The 17325-nt window shown below is 60.6% G+C and carries 14 protein-coding genes and 1 pseudogene; 5 read left to right on the top strand and 10 right to left on the bottom strand.

What is annotated here, in order from left to right; all coding sequences use genetic code 11:
• From BMX67_RS18965 to BMX67_RS18920, 10 genes and pseudogenes are all read right to left on the bottom strand, one after another.
• On the bottom strand, positions 1–226 hold a 226-nt coding region (locus BMX67_RS18965; protein WP_139206584.1), incomplete at its 3' end, for a transposase.
• A gap of 83 nt (positions 227–309) precedes the next feature.
• Positions 310–1250 (bottom strand): annotated as a pseudogene (locus BMX67_RS18960) (IS3 family transposase); the annotation flags it as partial.
• A 116-nt stretch (positions 1251–1366) separates the two neighbouring features.
• The gene (locus BMX67_RS18955) at positions 1367–2122 is read right to left on the bottom strand and encodes an ABC transporter ATP-binding protein (protein WP_090738249.1); all 756 of its coding nucleotides are present in this window, start codon (positions 2120–2122) and stop codon (positions 1367–1369) included.
• Positions 2122–2898, bottom strand: a complete 777-nt coding sequence (locus BMX67_RS18950) for an ABC transporter permease (RefSeq protein WP_090738247.1) — start codon at positions 2896–2898, stop codon at positions 2122–2124. The genes BMX67_RS18955 and BMX67_RS18950 overlap by 1 nt, the downstream gene beginning before the upstream one ends.
• A 4-nt stretch (positions 2899–2902) precedes the next feature.
• Positions 2903–3937, bottom strand: coding sequence for an ABC transporter substrate-binding protein (locus tag BMX67_RS19825; protein ID WP_217645922.1), 1035 nt, complete (start codon positions 3935–3937; stop codon positions 2903–2905).
• 193 nt (positions 3938–4130) lie between these two features.
• Positions 4131–5114 carry a sugar-binding transcriptional regulator gene (locus BMX67_RS18940; RefSeq protein ID WP_090738243.1) on the bottom strand — a complete coding sequence of 328 codons (984 nt, stop codon included), beginning with the start codon at positions 5112–5114 and terminating at the stop codon, positions 4131–4133.
• A gap of 1 nt (position 5115) precedes the next feature.
• The gene (locus BMX67_RS18935; protein WP_090738241.1) at positions 5116–5781 is read right to left on the bottom strand and encodes a class II aldolase/adducin family protein; all 666 of its coding nucleotides are present in this window, start codon (positions 5779–5781) and stop codon (positions 5116–5118) included.
• Positions 5774–6835 (bottom strand): zinc-binding dehydrogenase, encoded by a 1062-nt coding sequence (locus BMX67_RS18930; RefSeq protein WP_217645921.1) that lies wholly within the window; start codon positions 6833–6835, stop codon positions 5774–5776. Before BMX67_RS18930 ends, BMX67_RS18935 begins: the two co-directional genes overlap by 8 nt.
• A gap of 19 nt (positions 6836–6854) precedes the next feature.
• Complete coding sequence (locus tag BMX67_RS18925; protein WP_090738237.1) at positions 6855–8342, bottom strand: FGGY-family carbohydrate kinase; 1488 nt, start codon at positions 8340–8342, stop codon at positions 6855–6857.
• Positions 8343–10655, bottom strand: coding sequence for a molybdopterin-dependent oxidoreductase (locus tag BMX67_RS18920; protein ID WP_090738235.1), 2313 nt, complete (start codon positions 10653–10655; stop codon positions 8343–8345).
• Positions 10656–10751: 96 nt separating this feature from the next.
• Here BMX67_RS18920 and BMX67_RS18915 point away from each other — a divergent pair, with 96 nt between their 5' ends.
• From BMX67_RS18915 to BMX67_RS18895, 5 genes are all read left to right on the top strand, one after another.
• Positions 10752–11678, top strand: a complete 927-nt coding sequence (locus tag BMX67_RS18915) for a transketolase (RefSeq protein WP_090738233.1) — start codon at positions 10752–10754, stop codon at positions 11676–11678.
• A gap of 12 nt (positions 11679–11690) precedes the next feature.
• Complete coding sequence (locus BMX67_RS18910; protein WP_090738231.1) at positions 11691–12695, top strand: transketolase family protein; 1005 nt, start codon at positions 11691–11693, stop codon at positions 12693–12695.
• A 153-nt stretch (positions 12696–12848) separates the two neighbouring features.
• Entirely contained in the window at positions 12849–14384 is a 1536-nt protein-coding gene (locus BMX67_RS18905; RefSeq protein ID WP_090738229.1) for a sulfatase, read from the top strand.
• Between the two features lie 102 nt (positions 14385–14486).
• On the top strand, positions 14487–16292 hold the full coding sequence (locus tag BMX67_RS18900) for a chloride channel protein (protein WP_090733573.1): 1806 nt from the start codon (positions 14487–14489) through the stop codon (positions 16290–16292).
• 20 nt (positions 16293–16312) lie between these two features.
• The gene (locus BMX67_RS18895) at positions 16313–17302 is read left to right on the top strand and encodes a formylglycine-generating enzyme family protein (RefSeq protein WP_245739531.1); all 990 of its coding nucleotides are present in this window, start codon (positions 16313–16315) and stop codon (positions 17300–17302) included.
• Positions 17303–17325 lie beyond the last annotated feature (23 nt).

Below are 17325 nucleotides of genomic sequence, written 5' to 3'. Positions count from 1 at the left end.
CGCCCATGATGTCCTCCCACAACCCTGCCAGCGTCCAGCGTCGGAACTGTCGGTAGACGCTCGACCACTTGCCAAACTCTTCGGGCAGGTCCCGCCAAGGGGCGCCCGTGCGGGCAATCCAGAAAATCCCGTCGAGAACAAGACGGAGGTTGATGGCCTTGCGCCCGTTCGGAGCACGGATCGCTAGGACAAAACGTTCAAAGCACGCCCACTCATCGTCCGACATCAGGTCTCGTACCAAGCTGGTCTCCAACGCAGATACCAGTTTGAATCACGCCTAAGGCTCGGTGTGAATCCCTTTTGTCAACACGACCTTAGCTTGCTGTTGAACGCCTCGACAAAGCCGTTGTCTGTCGGCTTTCCAGGTCGGGAAAAATCCAGCGTTGCGCCCTTGGCCTAGGCCCAAAGGTCGAGATCGCGCGAGATGAATTCGCTGCCATTATCAACCCGAATAGTCTTCGGGTAGCCGACCCCGGTGCAAATCCGTTCGAGCGTCTGAACGACGTCTTCGCCGCGATATTGGAACCGCACATCCGTCGCCGGACAATAGCGGGAATGCGTGTCCACGATGTTCAGAATCCTTAGCTTCTTGCCTAGGGCCAGCTGGTCATGGACAAAATCCATTGCCCAAACATCGTTCGGCCCCACGGCTTGCGCACGGTCGTCACACAGCTTGGCCGTCACCCGCCGCTTCGGCGTCTTGTTCCGTAGCCGCAGCCCCAAGGCCCTGTAAACATTGTAGACCATCTTGATGCTGACGTCCCATCCTTCTCTGTCGAGGATGACGTAAACGCGGCGATAGCCATAGCGCACACGCGTTTCGCAGATCTCCCGGATCCGCCGTTTCAATTCTGCCGGATCGGTGCGGCGGGGTTTGTAGTGGTAGCTTGAGCAGTCGAACCTCAGCGCCCCACACGCCCTGCGGATCGAGACCGCCCAATCTGCGCATATCCCGCAAATCAGTTCGCGCGACCATTCCGGCTTCAGAGCTTTCGCCGGACAACATCCTGCAACATCTGCCGATCCAAGGTCAGGTCGGCCACGATCCGTTTTAGTCACGCGTTTTCAACTTCGAGCTGCTTGAGCCGGCGCATCTCGTCCGGCAGCAGCCCACCATACTTTTTCTTCCAGGCAAAATAGGTCGATTGCCCGATCCCTGCCTTGCGACAGATCCCGGCAACCGAAGTGCCTTCCTCACCCTGTTTCAGAATGAACGCCTTTTGCGCTTTTGTAAATTTCGATGCCTTCATCGTCTTCAGCTCCTGTCCCAGCAAGAGAAATGCTAGCCGAAAACTCCAGCTTCAAATGGTCTGGTTTCGAGGAGGCAGAGCAGGCGCGGTATCGTCTAGACACACTTGTCTGCCGATCAATGGTCCAACATTTCCCACAGCCGGCGCTTGATCTGGATGAACTCGTCCGTCAATCGCATCGCGTCTGTTCTTGGTCGCGGCAGACTGACCGTCTCGATATGATGTACCCGCCCTGGACGCGCCGACATTACAACAATCTTGTCTGCCAGAAAGATTGCCTCTTCCAGATCGTGGGTCACAAACACCACAGTCTTGCGTGACTGGCTCCAAGTATCCAACAGATCGGACTGCATTCGTTCCTTCGTCTGGGCATCCAGCGCGCCGAACGGCTCATCCATCAACAAGACGTCCGGATCGTTGGCATAGACGCGCCCGATATCGACGCGTTTACGCATCCCGCCGGACAGTTCGCGTGGCCAACGATCTTCAAAGCCTTTCAAACCGACCGCTTGCGTCCACTTGGCTTCGATCTCGCGCTGTTGCGCGGCCGAGGCGCCACGCAGCCGCGGGCCATAGCTTATATTCTTGGCGACCGTCATCCATGGGAACACGGCATCTTGCTGAAACACCATGCCGCGACGGCGATCGGTTCCCTGGATAACCTTGTCGTCCAGCTTCATGCTGCCATCCGAAGGTGTGAAGAGCCCCGCCATCATCTTCAGCAGCGTCGACTTGCCACAACCCGAGGTGCCGACGATTGCGTTGAAACTTCCAGACTCAAAGGTCAGGTTGATGTTGTCCAGCACAGTCAGCTCATTTGGCTGCCCCTTGCCGAAGGTATGCGTCAGATTTTCAATGTTGATCTCGGGCATTATTCACGTGTCTCCGACCATTGCATCAGATGCGCCTGAATTCTGCGGAAGATGCGATCCATGATGAAAGCGCAGGCCCCGATGATCATGATGATCATCATCACCTGATCGGTCAGAAAGTATCTCCGACCCTCTTGCAGGAGAAAGCCCAGGCCATTCTGCGCGGCGAGAAGTTCGGACGCCACAAGCGTCGTCCAAGCGGCTGCCAATGCGACCCGATAGCCCGTAATGATGAACGGGGTTGCTGCCGGCACTGCGACCGTACGAAACACCTGAAAACGCGTCGCCCCCATCGTCGAAGCCGCGTCTTCGTAGACGGCCGGCACGTTCTTCATGCCAGCGATCACGTTGACGACACAGACCATGAAGCATGCAATGGTGATAATCAGGACCCGGCTGAATTCACCGATACCGAACCAGATGATAATCAGTGGGATATATGCCAGGGGCGGGATTGGGCGAACAGCCTCGATCAATGGATCGAACAGAAACTCGATGTTTCGATACCAGCCGATCAGGCAACCAAGCACCAGCGCCAGTGTTGTCCCGATCAGGAAACCGGCGCTGATCCGGAACAAGCTGGCCCCCAGCGCTGTCAACAGCGAGCCAGAGGTCAGGTTTGTCCAGAACGAGGTGATAATGTCACCTATCGGGGGCAGCAAGGCGGGATTATTACCCGCCCGCGAGGTCACCAGCGCGTAGATCGCAATGACTGCCGACACCGACAGGCAACCAAGAACCACGCGCCTTGTGTTGAATGCAGACATCTTTTTCATGAGATCAGAGCTGCTCGATGATCTGACTGCTGACCATTGTATCCAGGTCAGGAACCGCCGGGATCTTTTGAGCCTCAACAAGAAACTCGGACTGGACCTGCAAGGATTTCTTCAACAGATCCTTCGCATAGACATCTTTGATTTCAGGAATGTCAAAATAGAAATAGCCATTCAGCAATGGCTCGACCTCTGCCGCAGTGACACCAGCGCGTCCAATCTTTTGCTGCCATGCCACCATGCGGGCAACCACTTCTGCATTGTCGTCGCGCAGCATGCCGACGCCTTTGCTATGGAACGCCTCGACGACTTGGCGCAATGCATCCTGACGGGCATCCATCGTTTGCTGCGTCGTCATGAAGATATCCATGATACTGGGGCGGTTCTCGATCGACATCTGCGCACCCTCCGCCAGCATCACTGCCCCTGGCAGCTTGTCGAAGATCAGCTTGCGCGACGAAGCCAGCGGCACAGTTGCATCGACAGCGCCGGCTATCATCGCTGCCTGAGCGTCTATCGGCTCCATGTTGATACGCGTCAAAGGCATGTCAGCCAGGCCTTCGGCATTCAGCACAGTGTCGAGGAAAAAGTCGAAATTTGAACCCGAAGTGACGGCAACCCGCTTGCCTTCGAGGTCTGCCAAACTGGAATATCCCTCGCGCCCGACGATCGTGTACAGACCAGACGCATCGCCGCAGACAGAAATCGCGCGCAGATCAGCGACGTTGCGCGCCATAGCGGCAAGCGGCGGCACCGCGCCGACCGTGATCGCATCAACAGAGCCGCCGACCATGGCCTCGATGGCTGGCGGGCCGGATGGAAAGACGCTGAATTCCATGTCGACGCCAGGTGCAAAGCCCTGATCCTGAACCAGCCAGTAGATCCCGAACGAATAGGCCGGAATAATCCCGACTCGCAAAGTTTCATTCGAAGCATGAGCTTTGCCAATAAAGAAATTGGGGGCGGCGAGGGCAACCCCAGATGCGGTCGCACCTTTCAAAAGCCCGCGGCGGGTCAGCCGGTTCTTGTTCACGGTCGGCATGTCTTCCTCCTCTCCTCGGCCCTTGCGGGCCACCTCCTGGCGTCCAGCGCCATCCTGTCTCAAAGATAGCCGAGCGATTTTACAGATGTCAAATAATTTGTCATATATATAAAATATGCTCATATCAGCATGAGGCAGGCATGCACCCGACCAAGCCATAGTCGGACAGATCATCATGCCAGGGATTAGGAAATTACTGAGACTTCAGAAGCGCTACGGCCAGCGCCTCGTCGACGCAAAGATGGGTCGCAAGTTTACCGTTCAAGATTGCGCGCGCAGCTTGCAACCGATCCTCGCCCGCGATGACCACAAGCTTGCGCTTGGCAGCACGAAGATGTTCGACTTCGACGGCAACCACCCTTTCATTGGGTGGCAGCAAAACCGGATTTCCGTCGATATCGATATATCGACAGCACAGGATCCCGCAGGCCCCTTTGCTGACTGCTTGCTCAACCTGCTCCGGCGCAGCGATTCCGGCAGCGATCAGATGAGTGTCGGGCTGGGTATGCCCGATGGAATAGATTGCGACGTCCAGATGCTGCAAACGCTTCAACTGGGTCGCGATGGTCGGCTCGGTGCGCAAGCTTTCGGCCAGCGCCGACGAGGATAAAACCGCTGGCGCATGAAGCGTGTAGCAACTGGCACTCAGGCAATTTGCGATCCGGATCGCACAATCCTCAGAGGCTGCAACTCGGTCTGAAACCATCGACCCGATCATCTGACAGACCGTGACATCATCAACAGGCTGACGCGGCATGGCTTCGGCCACGGCTTTGATCGTTTCACCCCAAGCCACCCCAACCGTATCGCCGGGCCGGACGACATCCAGCACAGCCATTGCCGCAACCCGCGCCAATTGGGCCAGACTTTCCTTGCGGCCCGGCGCTTCATTGCCTCCAATTCGGCAGCGAGACACATAGGCATCCTCTAGGCCGAAACGCGACACCAATTGTCGCGACAGGGTGGAAGCCGCCAGCACCTCACCGTCCACCCTGATCTCGACGATCCCTCGGTCCCGGCATTCGCGCAGCATATTCACGATGGTCGGACGCGAAACTGACAAGCGTTTGGCAATCTCGCTTTGCGTCAGGCCCTCGCCATAATACAGCAAAGCGACATTCGCCAACAATGCGTCTTTATCATTAAAGGGGTTGGGAGCGGCGTCATCCCGGGCCATATCAGGCACTTACCTTCTTCTTGCCCGACTGCCCGTAATTTTGCTGGAACCAGTTATAGCAGCGGTCGATTTCCTGTTGAGGCAGTTCCTCGACCGGACCACGCGTCATTGCCAGATGCGTCGTCATCGCTGCCTCCTCCAGATACATCGCAAACGAGGTCGCCTCGGTCGCGGAACGCCCCATGGTGAACACACCATGCGCCTTGACCAGTGCAGCATATCCGCCATCCGCGGCCTCGACAACGGCCTGACCCGTATCGACCTCGCCCGGTGTTGCATAGCGCGAACAGGGAACGTCACGGCCCAGCATATGGGTGATCGGCGTCAGCACCGCCGGGATCCGTTCGCCGCGCGCAGCAAAACTGGTCGCGTAAGGCGAATGGGTGTGGGTGATGCCGAAAATATCGGGGCGCGCCTTATAGATATACAGATGCAGTCCGGTATCGACCGAGGGCTTCATTTCGCCCTCTATGACATTTCCGTCCATATCCACGACGACCATGGTTTCCGGCGTCAGGTTCTTGAACTTGACCCCGGACGGCTTGATAACCACGAACCCAGTTTCAGGATCCCGCCCCGAGACATTGCCGCCGGAACCGACAACCAACCCGTTCAGGGGCAGTTGATGGTTCTGTTCGCAAACTTCCTGCTTCAGTGCTTCAAGCATTCTTCTTCTCCTCGGGGATGCCGTGGGGGTAAACGACGATTTTCAACGACTTTTCCGCCTTGCGCAGCATCTCGAAGGCTTCGGCGCTGTCATCAATGGCAAAACGGTGGGAAATGGCCTCGGCAGCCTTGATGCGCCCTGCCTCCAACAAACGGATATAGCTGTATGTGTCGGTGTGATCCGACGAATAGCGTGAGGTTACGGTGATCTGGTCAAAATAGGCGCGACCGCCGTCCCGCACCCAGTCGGTGCCCGGTGCCAGCGGCGCGCCCAGATGCAGCGTTCCGCCAACCTCGACCAGCTCTTCGGCCTGCGCCCATGCTTGGGGCGAAGGCGCGATAACGATGACCGTATCCGCCAGGCGACCGTTATTTGCACGGCGCATCGCTTCGACCGGATCTTCGTTTTTGGGGTTGATCGTATGCGTGGCTCCAAACTCGCGGGCCTTGTCCAGACGCCAGTCCGAGAAATCCAGGGCGACAACCTTGCCTGCACCGAACAGCGGCGCAAGATGCACAAAGCCCTGCCCCATGAAGCCCGCGCCAACCACGGCCACGGTATCGCCTGGCTGAATATTGCAGACCTTGAGCCCGGACATGACGCAGGACCACGGCTCGATCGTGACGGCGGCCTCGGTCGAGATGCTGTCGGGCAGCTTGTGGGCGTCCATGCGAAGATGCTGCGCCGTCACACGATAGTATTCGCAGACCCCACCCGGATCGAGCTTCATCGACGCATAGAACGGATCGCGTGTGAAATGCCCGCGACGCGACAGATGACTGTCTACGCGCCCGACATGGTGGTTGATGAACAGGCGGTCACCGACCTTGTAGTCGGTCACATCCGCGCCGACCCTGACCACTTCACCGATCGGCTCATGGCCCAGCACCTTGGGTTCGGATTTCTTGTACCAAGCCATCGTTTCGCCGCCGCACAGGCCGCAGGCAAGGGTTTTCAGAAGGATCTCATCGGCACGAATTTCCGGCACGGGCCGTTCCTCGATGCGAATATCTTCCAATGCGTGATAGACGGCCGCTTTCATCATTTCGGTCATGATCTGAATTTCTTCCCTACTAATTCCAAAGTGCGAGGCAGGCTTCCGATAGCGCCAGATAGCGCGCGAAAGCCGCGTCATAGGCGTCCGCGACCGCTGGGTCGGGATCATGACAAAGCAATTTCTCTTCGCGGCGCGCCAACTTGCAGGCATCGCCTTCGCCCGCAGCGGCGGCACCCAGGCAAGCGGCACCCCACAGCCCATGATCCGAAGCCTCGCTGACAAGCATGGGCGCCTGCATGACGTCTGCGATGATCTGGCACCACAGCCGGTTGCGTGCGCCGCCACCAGTCAAACGAACCGCCCCCTGCGGGCGTCCACCTTCCATTTCAACGCAGTGCCGCAAGCTGAAGGCAGCGCCTTCCATGACGGCCCGGCCCATATCAGCCTTGGTCGATGACGAGGATAGGCCGAAAAACGACCCTCTTGCCGATGGCGCGACGAAGGGGGCCCGTTCGCCGTTCAGATAGGGCAGGAAGGTTAGACCATTCGCACCGGGCGGCACTTTTTCAACCAGCGCATTCAATCGTGCGGCGATCTCGGCGGCCGACCCGCCGCCCAATGTCTTTGGATGCAACCCACAGAACCAATCGAAGGCGGCGGCCCCCGTCGTCGGGGCGAGAATCCGCGTGAGGATTTCGCCATTCGCATGATACGCCGTTGCACCGACGGGCTGATCCTTCCTTTCGACACGATCCGTCAACGTCGTGACCACCGCTGTGGTCCCCAGGATCATCATCGTTTCATCCGGATTTTCCATTCCCATCCCCACCAGCATGGCAGAGAGGTCCATCGTGCCGACCGAAACCGGCAATCCTTCGGGAAGGCCCGTCGACTCGCTTGCTTTCCGTGACACGCTGCCCAACCGATCGGTTGCTTTGCGCGGACTGTTGAGCATCCGCGCCAAACGGGCCGATCCCAGAACCTGAAGTGCTTCCAGGTCGTAGTTGCGCGACTCAAGATCCAGAAACGGGATCGAGGCGTTCGAATAATCTGTCGCGATCTGGCCTGTCAGGCAATATCCGACCCAATCGGCGCAATAGAACACACGGTCGACGGCGGCGGCGCGATCCGGTTCGGCTTGCTGAAGCCACTGAAAGATCGTGCCCGCGGTCCCGGGCCAAATGGCCGTGTGGCAAGCGTGGCCGATGGCCCGCGCTTGGCCACTGTCGTATAGACGTGCCACGCCTTGGGCGGCACGCGTGTCATTCCACAGGATCGCATTGCCGACCGGTTCCCCACGCCTGTCCAAAGCCCAGAAACCGTCCCCCTGCGCGGCCAGCCCGATGCTGCGGATCTGCGTTACATCAATGTCCGCAACAGCCTCGCGTACAGCGCGACAAACTCCTTGCCAAACGGTTTCCATAGATTGTTCAGCGCGACCCTGTTCGCCAAGCAAAACTTCGCTGGCGGTTTCGCCAAAGGAAACCCGTGTGCCGTCGCTGCGATAGACTGCGGCCTTGATGGCCGTTGTTCCCGCGTCGATTCCCAACCAATATTGCTGCACCTAACGCTCCTCTTCGATGCCGGTCCGCGCCACGAATGAGGGCGCATCCAAAACACGAACCTGCGGTAGCGGACCTTCCCACGGCGACACCCGAACCAGCGTCGTGTGGCTGATGTTGCCTTGACTCAGCGCGGATGTACCCTTGTCGATTGTCAGCACGTTGGGGTTGCCGTGGACGCAGATGCGCCCCTTGCTTGTCTGCTGCAGATCCGCCCAAGCCCCGGTAGGCAGAACAACGCAGTCTGCACGCATCTGATCATCCAGCTTCAACCCGGCGAGACAGCCGCCGCGCGCATTGTGCAGTAACACAATCTGTCCTTCATGCAGTCCCATCGCGGTCGCGGTGCTGGGATGCAATCGCGCGACCTCTCGTCCGGCGATCTTGGACGCGGCCGCTTCGGAGCCATTGTCCAACTGACTGTGCAATCGCGTCGCGGGCTGCTGAGACAACAGGTGCAACTGCCCCTCATCTGCGGCGAAGGTCCACTCGACCGGTTCATGCCAGCTGGGATGACCGGGGCAATCCGGCATGCTCATCTCTGCAATCCGTTGATTGAACAGCGTCAAGCGCCCGCTCTCGGTCGCTAGTGGGTTTTCATCGGGATCAGCAACAAAGCGATCAAACAGGATGCGGCTTGCATCTTCGTTCGGCACCTGAAACCGCCCTGCCTGCCGGAAGCTGTCGAAATCGGGCAGATCGAAACCCTCCTCCTGAGCAACCTGCTGACATCCATCCCAAAGCCAGCGAAGCCAGCCCATTTCGCTGCGCCCTTCCGTGAAGGTTTCGGCCACGCCAAAACGGCCTGCCAGCCCGGCAAAAATGTCATGATCGTCCCGCGCCTCGCCCATAGGGGGAAAAGCCTGTGACATGTAGATCAACGACGGGTCACGCCGGTTGATCATAATGTCGTCGCGCTCCAGCGGCGAGGTTACGGGAAATACGATATCCGCCCGTCGCGCGGTCGACGTCCAACTGTGATCGTGCACGATTACAGTTTCGGGGCGCTGCCATGCTTGTTCCAGCCGCAACAGGTCCTGATGATGATGGAAAGGATTTCCGCCTACCCAGTAGACCAACCTGATATCCGGATAGCGCCGCGCCTCGCCGTTATAGTTGTAGGTGGCGCCGGGGTTCAGCAGCATGTCTGATATTCTGGCGACTGGGATGAAGTCGGTCACCGGGTTTCGACCCTGCGGCACAGAGGGCCAGCTTATGAACCTTTTGGGTCGCCCTGGCGGAGTGGTTGAGCCGTAGCCGAAACCGAAGCCCGTTCCCGGCTGACCGATCTGACCCAGCACCGCAGCAAGCGCCAGTCCGGCCCAGACGGTCTGCTCTCCATGATCGGCCCGCTGCAAACCCCAGTTGACCGACACCATCACCCGGTTCTGCGACAACTCATCCGCCAGTCCGCGAATTCGATCTGCACTCAGATCACAGAATGGCGCCGCCCATTCCGCCGATTTCGGCTGCCCATCACTTTCGCCCATGACATAAGCGCGAAACTGCGCCCACCCACTGGTAAAACGATCCAGAAATCGGCGGTCATGCCGGTCGCTGCTGACAAGTTCATGGATAAGCGCCAACATCAGGGCCACATCCGAGCCTGGACGCACGGGCAACCACCGTGCATTGGGAAGGTTCGCTAGATCGCTTCGCAGAGGCGAGATGCATACGGTCTGCATGCCCCCAGCCGCGGCCCGCGCCATCCAGTCATCAACCTCGTGGCTGCTCGTTCCACCTGCCGCGATCTGAGCCGTGCGCCCCGACACCCCTCCAAACGCCAGGAACATCGTGCAGTGACGGGCGATCAGCGGCCAGCTGGTCATCCCTTCCTCGATGTCCTTGTTCGACATGCCGGTAATGTGCGGCAAGATCACCTCGCCGGCAGCATGCGAATAGGTATCACGCGCCGCGACGTATCCGCCGATCTGGTTCATGAACCGACGCATCTGGGACTGCGCGTGATGGAAACGGCCCGCACTGGACCACCCGTAGGAACCGCCATAGATCGCGCCGTTACCGTGATCCTCGCGCACGCGCTGCAATTCTTTCGCGGCAAGATCCAGCGCCTCATCCCACGGAAGTTCAACGAAGGCGTCATCATTGCGCGCGGCACCACGATCACCGTCCAGCCATCCCTTTCTCACAGCCGGTCGCTGAATTCGCACTCTGGAATCCCGAGCGGCTGAAACCCAGCCGCGGCCGATCCGCGACGGAGCAGGATCTTCGGCCAGCGGCTCCAAGCGAAGGTCATCGCCCCAGCCCTCTATGCGATAGGCGCCCCAATGGGCGGCCGTATAGCGCTCTGCCATCGTGTCGGCCTTTTCGTTTTGACATTTGTAAAATACATTGTCATATGATAGATCAGATTACAACCAGAATGTCATGCCCAGGAGGAGTGATGCGAGATGCGCAATGAAAGAACGACCGAGGAAGTGGCGTTGGGGATCCGGCGCCGTGTGTTCGAACACTCCATGCGCAACAACGGCGGTTACCTCAGCCAGGCCTGCTCAGCCGGTGAACAACTGGCGTGGCTGTATAACGAGGAACTGAAACTGGGCGCACCGACCCTGCCGATGATCCCCAAACCGTTCGAGGGGGTGCCATCGCCGTCGAACCCCGATTACCACACGGGCGCCGGCTATAACGGCCCTGCAACCCCGGAATTCGACCGGCTGTTCATTGCCCCTGCGCATTACGCGCTTGTCGCCTATGCAACCCTGATCGAAGTCGGCCGGATGGCCCCCGAAGGTCTTGAAATGTTCAACAAGGACGGCAGCAGCGTCGAAATGATCGGCGCCGAGCATTCGCCCGGGATGGAGGTGCATAACGGCACCCTGGGCATCGGCCTGTCCACCGGCGCGGGTCTGGCCTATGGCCGCAAGCGTCGCGGAGAAGCGGGCAGAACCTGGGTGTTCATGTCCGATGGCGAGGTGCAGGAAGGCCAGACTTGGGAAGCCGTCCAGGCCGCCGCCCATCACGGTATCGACAATCTTTATGCGATCATGGATGTCAACGACCAGCAATGCGACGGCGCGATGTCCAGCGTCATGGAAGTCGGCGACATCAAGACCAAGTTCCAGAACTTTGGCGCTGCCTGCATCGAGATCGACGGCCATGACCTGACGGCCATGCGCGATGCGGTCAAGGAAAAGCACGATGGCAAACCGCTGATCATTCTGGCGCGCACCAACCCCTTCCATACCATGTCGATCCTGGAAGAGCGTTTCCCGCGCCTGCACTACGTTCGCTTCAAATCCGAGGACGAACGTGCCCGCATGAATGTTTCCATCGCCGCCGATCTGGGCGTCGAGCCCGTCGATTACAGCCACTAAGGAGAACGCATCATGGTGGAAATGGTATCGCGTCCCTATGCAAAGGCCTTTGAATCCTTCGCGGCGGGCAACCCCGACATCCTGTGCCTGTCCGCGGACCTGACCTCGTCCTGCGAGGTCGACGGTTTCCGCGATCGTCACCCGGACCAGTTCATCAGCCTCGGCATGGCCGAACAGAATATGATGAGCTTTGCCGGCGGCCTGGGTCTGGCAGGCTATCGCCCGTTTATCCATACCTTTGGCGTGTTCATGTATCGCCGCCCTTACGATCAGCTGATGGCCTCGATCGCCTATCCGCGACGCAAGGTCCGCCTGATGGGCTTTTTGCCGGGCATCACCACGCCGGGCGGCATGACGCACCAGTCGATCGAGGATATCTCGGTCATGCGCTCGATTCCGAACATGACCATCCTTGAAACCGGTGACGCGACCGAGGTTGAATCGATCTGCGAAGCCGCAGACAGCATCGACGGTCCGGTGTGGTGTCGCGTTCTGCGGGGATCGGTGCCGCGACTGTTCGATACCCCGATCAAGGTCGGCGAGATGCGCGAATTGTCGTCGGGTGACGATATTCTTGTCGTCACCTCGGGCATCTGCACCGAAGAAGCGATGCGCGCACGTTCGGCGCTGGCCAAGGCCGGCCTGTCGATCCGTCACCTGCACCTGCACACGATCAAGCCTTTTGACAGCAAGGCCTTGCTGGATCACATCGGTTCGGTCAAGCACGGCGTCATCACGCTGGAAAACCATGTGACTGAAGGCGGGATCGGATCGCTGGTCGCTGAAACCATGGCCGATGCTGGCGTGGGCAAGCGGTTGATCCGTCTTGGTCTGAAGGACACTTATGCACATGGCGGATCTCGCCCATATCTGATGCGCTATTACGGTCTGGACGCGCTGGCACTGGTGCGCGGCATCGAGGATCTGACCGGTCAGCAATTCGGCATCACGGAAAACGATCTGGACTCGGCCCGCGTCGAGGATGTCCACTCGCTGGTCAAGGCCGAAGCACTTTGATCCATGCCGGTGGCGGCACGTCCGCCACCGTTCTTTCGCCCTTGCGGCAAGGCCGCAAAGCGATCACCACATCACGAACAGCAAAGACGCTCGGGGTCGCGCCACGCCGACCATTGCGCAGATCGACGACCCGCAGCCCGGGGGAGGATACACATGAATATCATCACGATTCTGGTCGACAGCCTGAACAAGGACTGCTTGTCGATCTATAACCCCGATACCGTGTGCCGCACGCCCAATATCACGCGGCTTGCCCAACGCTGCCAGGTCTATGACAACCATTTCGTCGGCAGCCTGCCCTGCATGCCCGCGCGACGCGAAATCATGGCCGGACGCAAAGAATTTCTATGGCGTCCCTGGGGCGGGCTGGAAGTGTTCGATCCGCGACTGCCCAAGGAAATCGCCAAAACCGGCATGTCCACCGCGATGGTCACCGATCACTACCATTACTGGGAAGAAGAGGCGAACGGCTATATGCAGGGCTTTCAGTCGCTGCACATGGTGCGCGGCCACGAGGTCGATGGCTGGAAAGTGCCGGATCCGAACAAGGAAGACCCGCAATGGGTCAAGAATGTCGCCAAGTATCGCGCGGCCGAGCATATCCGCCAATACGCGGCGAATGTCGCCGATTTCAAGGGCGAGGAAGATTACTTCGCGCCCCGCGTCCTGCAGGGCGCCTGCGACTGGCTGGATGAGAATGCGCGGAAAGGCCCGTTCTTCCTGCATGTCGAATGCTTTGACGTGCACGAACCATTCGATGTTCCCGAGCCCTATGCCTCGATGTATACCGACGGCAAGAAAGACGATTTCAACATCTGGCCACCCTATCAGGTCTATGCCGATCTTGAACGCTTCATGAACGAGACCACACCCGAGGAACTGGATTTCCTGCGCGCCCAATACATGGGCAAGGTCACGATGATGGATACATGGCTGGGCCGGCTGATGGCCAAGATGGACGCATTGGACCTGTGGGATGACACGATGATCGTTTTCACCACGGATCACGGCCACGATCTGGGTGAACGCCGCGCCTTTGGCAAGCAGTTCCCGCATTACGACAGTCATGCCAATATTCCGATGCTGATCTGGCATCCCAAGAACCCTGGCAATGGCGCCCGTGTGGATGGGCTGAGCCAGACCGTCGATCTGTTCGCGACGCTGATCGATGCGGCAGGCGGTCAGGTTCCCGATGCCAACCGCCATTCGAAAAGCCTGATGCCGATGGTGATGGGCACCGGGGATAGCCCGCATGAGGCGTTGATCTATGGCACGTTCGGCCAAGGGCTTTGCGTGACGGACGGCGATTGGACAATGTTCCGCGCCCCGGTCGAAGGTCAGCCATTGTTCACTTATTCGACCGCGATCTCGCGTCCGCTTATCGTCGACAACCCCGTCGATGGCCGCGTGGGTCGCCCACCGGAGCCACCCGCCGAACAGGGGCGCTTCGATCCGTCGGTGGACCTTCCTCTTTGGAAAACACCGATCACCATTGATCCCCGGACACATCAATCCTTCCTCTATGACCGAAATTCCGATCCGGCGCAGGAAACGAACCTGTGGGACAGCGATGATCAGAACCGGCGCCGCATGATGAATTTGGCCCGCCGCATGATGGATGAGGAAGGTTACCCCCCCGAGCAGTTGTCCCGGCTGGGAATGGACGATCCGACGCTGTCAGCTTTGTAGGTTGTTTTTGGGGCTCTTGGTCGCGGCTTTTTCGGGTCGTCTTGGGTGCAAGAGGCCCGACTTCCGGGTTTTGTTGTTGTCATGTGAGGCAAGGTTTCTGCGATGGGCTGGGCGAGGGATCCGAACGTGCTGTTGCCGCGCAAGCATCATGGGCTTGCGGTTGCGGCGCGGGGGAACCTGTTGCGGCGGCGGTTGTTCGCGCGGGGCAACGCGGTCGGCTTCATGGTGCTGGCGGTGGCGGTCGGTGCGCTGGCGGGCATGGTGGTCAGCGCAATCAGCCTGGCCTCGCAGGCGCTGCACAGCCTGCTTTACGGCGTGGCCTTCGGCGCCGGGCTCAGCGGATCGGATCTGGCGCGCGACTGGCGATTGCTGGCGACGCCGGTCGCGGGCGGGCTGCTGACCACGCTGTTTCTGCACCTGCGCCGCCGCAAGGGCAGCATCGTCGACCCGATCGAGGCGAACGCGCTTTATGGCGGGCGCATGTCGCTGACCGACAGCATCTGGGTCAGCCTGCAGAACCTGGCCTCGAACGGGTTCGGCCTGTCGGCGGGGCTGGAGGCGGCCTATACGCAGGTTTCCTCGGGGATCGCCTCGAAGCTGGGGTTGAAGCTGAAGCTGCGCCGCGAGGATATGCGCGTGCTGGTCGGCTGCGGTGCGGCGGGCGCGATCGCGGCGGCCTTCGGCGCGCCCCTGACAGGTGCCTTCTACGCCTTCGAACTGATCATCGGCACCTACAGCACCGTGTCGCTGGCCCCGGTCATCGCCGCCGCCATCGTGGCGATGCTGGTCTCGCGCGCGCTGACGGGCGAGCCCTTCACCATCGATGTCGGCCCGATCGGGACCATCACCGCGATGGATTTCCTGCCCGCGCTTGCCATGGGCGGGATCTGTGCGGCCCTAGGCATCCTGGTGATGATCGGCGTCACCCGCACCGAACGTCTGGCCACGCTGGCCCGCATTCCGGCCTGGATCCGCCCCGCGATCGGCGGGCTGCTGGTGGGCGGGCTTGCGCTGATCTCGCCGCAGATCCTGTCGGCGGGACACGGCGCCATGCATATCAACCTGGATCACGACGTCGCGCTGCACGCGCTGGTGGGGCTGTTCCTGCTGAAGGCGCTGGCGACGGCGATCACCATCGGCTCGGGCTTTCGGGGCGGGCTGTTCTTTGCCTCGTTGCTGCTGGGGGCGCTGGTCGGCAAGGCGCTGGCCGTGCCGCTGGACTGGCTGGCGCCGGGCATGATGTCATCGGCGGCGCTGGCCGTCATCGGGATGAGCGCATTCGGCGTCGCGGTGATCGGCGGACCGCTGGCGATGACCTTCCTGACCCTCGAGGTCACGGGCGAGTTTCCGATCGCAGTGCTGGTTCTGGCGGCTTCGATCACCTCGTCGCTGGTGGTGCGGCAGACCTTCGGCTATTCCTTCAGCACCTGGCGCTTTCACCTGCGCGGTGAATCGATCCGCAGCGCCCATGATGTCGGCTGGATCCGCAACCTGACCGTGGACCGGCTGATGCGCCGCGATGTGGTGACCGCCCGCGACGACATGACCGCCGAGGAATTCCGCCAGGCCTTTCCCCTGGGCTCGACCCAGCGCGTGATCGTCACCGATACCGACAATGCCTATGCCGCGGTGGTGCTGGTGCCCGAAATCCACGCCGATGCGGATGCGGCCGAACCGCGCAGCGATCTGGCCAGCTTCTTTCATCAGCAGACCGACATCCTGCTGCCGGGGATGAACGCGCGACAGGCCGCGGCCCTGTTCGAAAACAGCCGAAGCGAGGCGCTGGCCGTCGTCAGCGACCGCGTCGAGCGTCGCGTTCTGGGCATCCTGACCGAGTCCCACACCCTGCGCCGCTATAGCGAGGAACTGGACAAGCAGCGCCGCGACATCATCGGCGCGGCGGAATAGGAAAAAAGGGGGGCAGGATCATGCAGGACCAGGGCAAGGCGTGCTGCGGCGCGGGCCGCGGCGATCGCGATACGGCACCCGAGGGTCGCGACGCGATGTTCCTGGCCGCGGCGCGGGCCGTGCCGCGGGCCCCGGACCGGGAACGGGGCGCCCTGCGCGCCCGGCTGGTCGCCATTCCCGGCGGCATCTTCGAAATGGGCGCCCGCAAGTCGCGCTTTGCCGCCGATCTGGACGCGCCCCGGCGCAAGGTCAAGCTGTCGCCCTTCCTGATCTCGGCCACGTCGGTGACGAATGCCGAATATGCCCGGTTCACCGAGGCGACCGGCTATCGCACGGTCGCCGAGCGTGAAGGCTGGAGCTTTGTGTTCCACCTGCTTCTGCAGGATGCCGCGGCATGGCCGGTCAGCCCGCCCGGCCTGCCATGGTGGCGGCGCGTCGATGGCGCCTGCTGGTCCTCGCCCGAGGGGCCGGGATCGGACATCGGCGGGCGCGAGGATCACCCCGCCGTGCATATTGCCTGGTATGACGCGCTGGCCTATTGCCAGTGGTCGGGGCTGCAATTGCCAAGCGAGGCGCAATGGGAACGCGCCGCCCGCGGCGGGCGGGCGCGGCGGAAATTCCCCTGGGGCGATGAGATGATGCCCGGCGATGCCCATGCGATGAACATCTTTCAGGGCCATTTCCCGACCCGCAACACCGCCGAGGATGGCTGGCCGGGCACCGCGCCGGTGCGGGCCTTCGCGCCCAATGATTACGGGCTTTACAACATGACGGGCAATGTCTGGGAATGGACCGCCGACCGCTTTGGCCCCCTGCCCCAGGGCAACCGCCTGCCGCCGCTGGACCCGGTGAATGACGACGACAGCCCGGGCGCCGCACGCGCACAGCGCGGCGGATCCTATCTGTGCCACGACAGCTATTGCGACCGCTATCACGTCCATTCCCGCACCAGAAACGACCCCGACAGCTCAACAGGAAACTGCGGATTCCGGGTCGCCGCAAAACACTGAAAAAGACCAGGCAGGACAACGAC

Source organism: Paracoccus homiensis (genome assembly GCF_900111675.1).
Lineage (GTDB): Bacteria > Pseudomonadota > Alphaproteobacteria > Rhodobacterales > Rhodobacteraceae > Paracoccus > Paracoccus homiensis.
This window is presented reverse-complemented; position numbering and strand designations above follow the sequence as displayed.

Bases quoted from the DNA above. Each gene is read 5' to 3' on its own strand.
- BMX67_RS18955 (WP_090738249.1), bottom strand. From the start codon at position 2,122: ATGCCCGAGATCAACATTGAAAATCTGACGCATACCTTCGGCAAGGGG.
- BMX67_RS18950 (WP_090738247.1), bottom strand. From the start codon at position 2,898: ATGAAAAAGATGTCTGCATTCAACACAAGGCGCGTGGTTCTTGGTTGC.
- BMX67_RS19825 (WP_217645922.1), bottom strand. From the start codon at position 3,937: ATGCCGACCGTGAACAAGAACCGGCTGACCCGCCGCGGGCTTTTGAAA.
- BMX67_RS18940 (WP_090738243.1), bottom strand. From the start codon at position 5,114: ATGGCCCGGGATGACGCCGCTCCCAACCCCTTTAATGATAAAGACGCA.
- BMX67_RS18935 (WP_090738241.1), bottom strand. From the start codon at position 5,781: ATGCTTGAAGCACTGAAGCAGGAAGTTTGCGAACAGAACCATCAACTG.
- BMX67_RS18930 (WP_217645921.1), bottom strand. From the start codon at position 6,835: ATGACCGAAATGATGAAAGCGGCCGTCTATCACGCATTGGAAGATATT.
- BMX67_RS18920 (WP_090738235.1), bottom strand. From the start codon at position 10,655: ATGGCAGAGCGCTATACGGCCGCCCATTGGGGCGCCTATCGCATAGAG.
- BMX67_RS18915 (WP_090738233.1), top strand. From the start codon at position 10,752: ATGCGCAATGAAAGAACGACCGAGGAAGTGGCGTTGGGGATCCGGCGC.
- BMX67_RS18910 (WP_090738231.1), top strand. From the start codon at position 11,691: ATGGTGGAAATGGTATCGCGTCCCTATGCAAAGGCCTTTGAATCCTTC.
- BMX67_RS18905 (WP_090738229.1), top strand. From the start codon at position 12,849: ATGAATATCATCACGATTCTGGTCGACAGCCTGAACAAGGACTGCTTG.
- BMX67_RS18900 (WP_090733573.1), top strand. From the start codon at position 14,487: ATGGGCTGGGCGAGGGATCCGAACGTGCTGTTGCCGCGCAAGCATCAT.
- BMX67_RS18895 (WP_245739531.1), top strand. From the start codon at position 16,313: ATGCAGGACCAGGGCAAGGCGTGCTGCGGCGCGGGCCGCGGCGATCGC.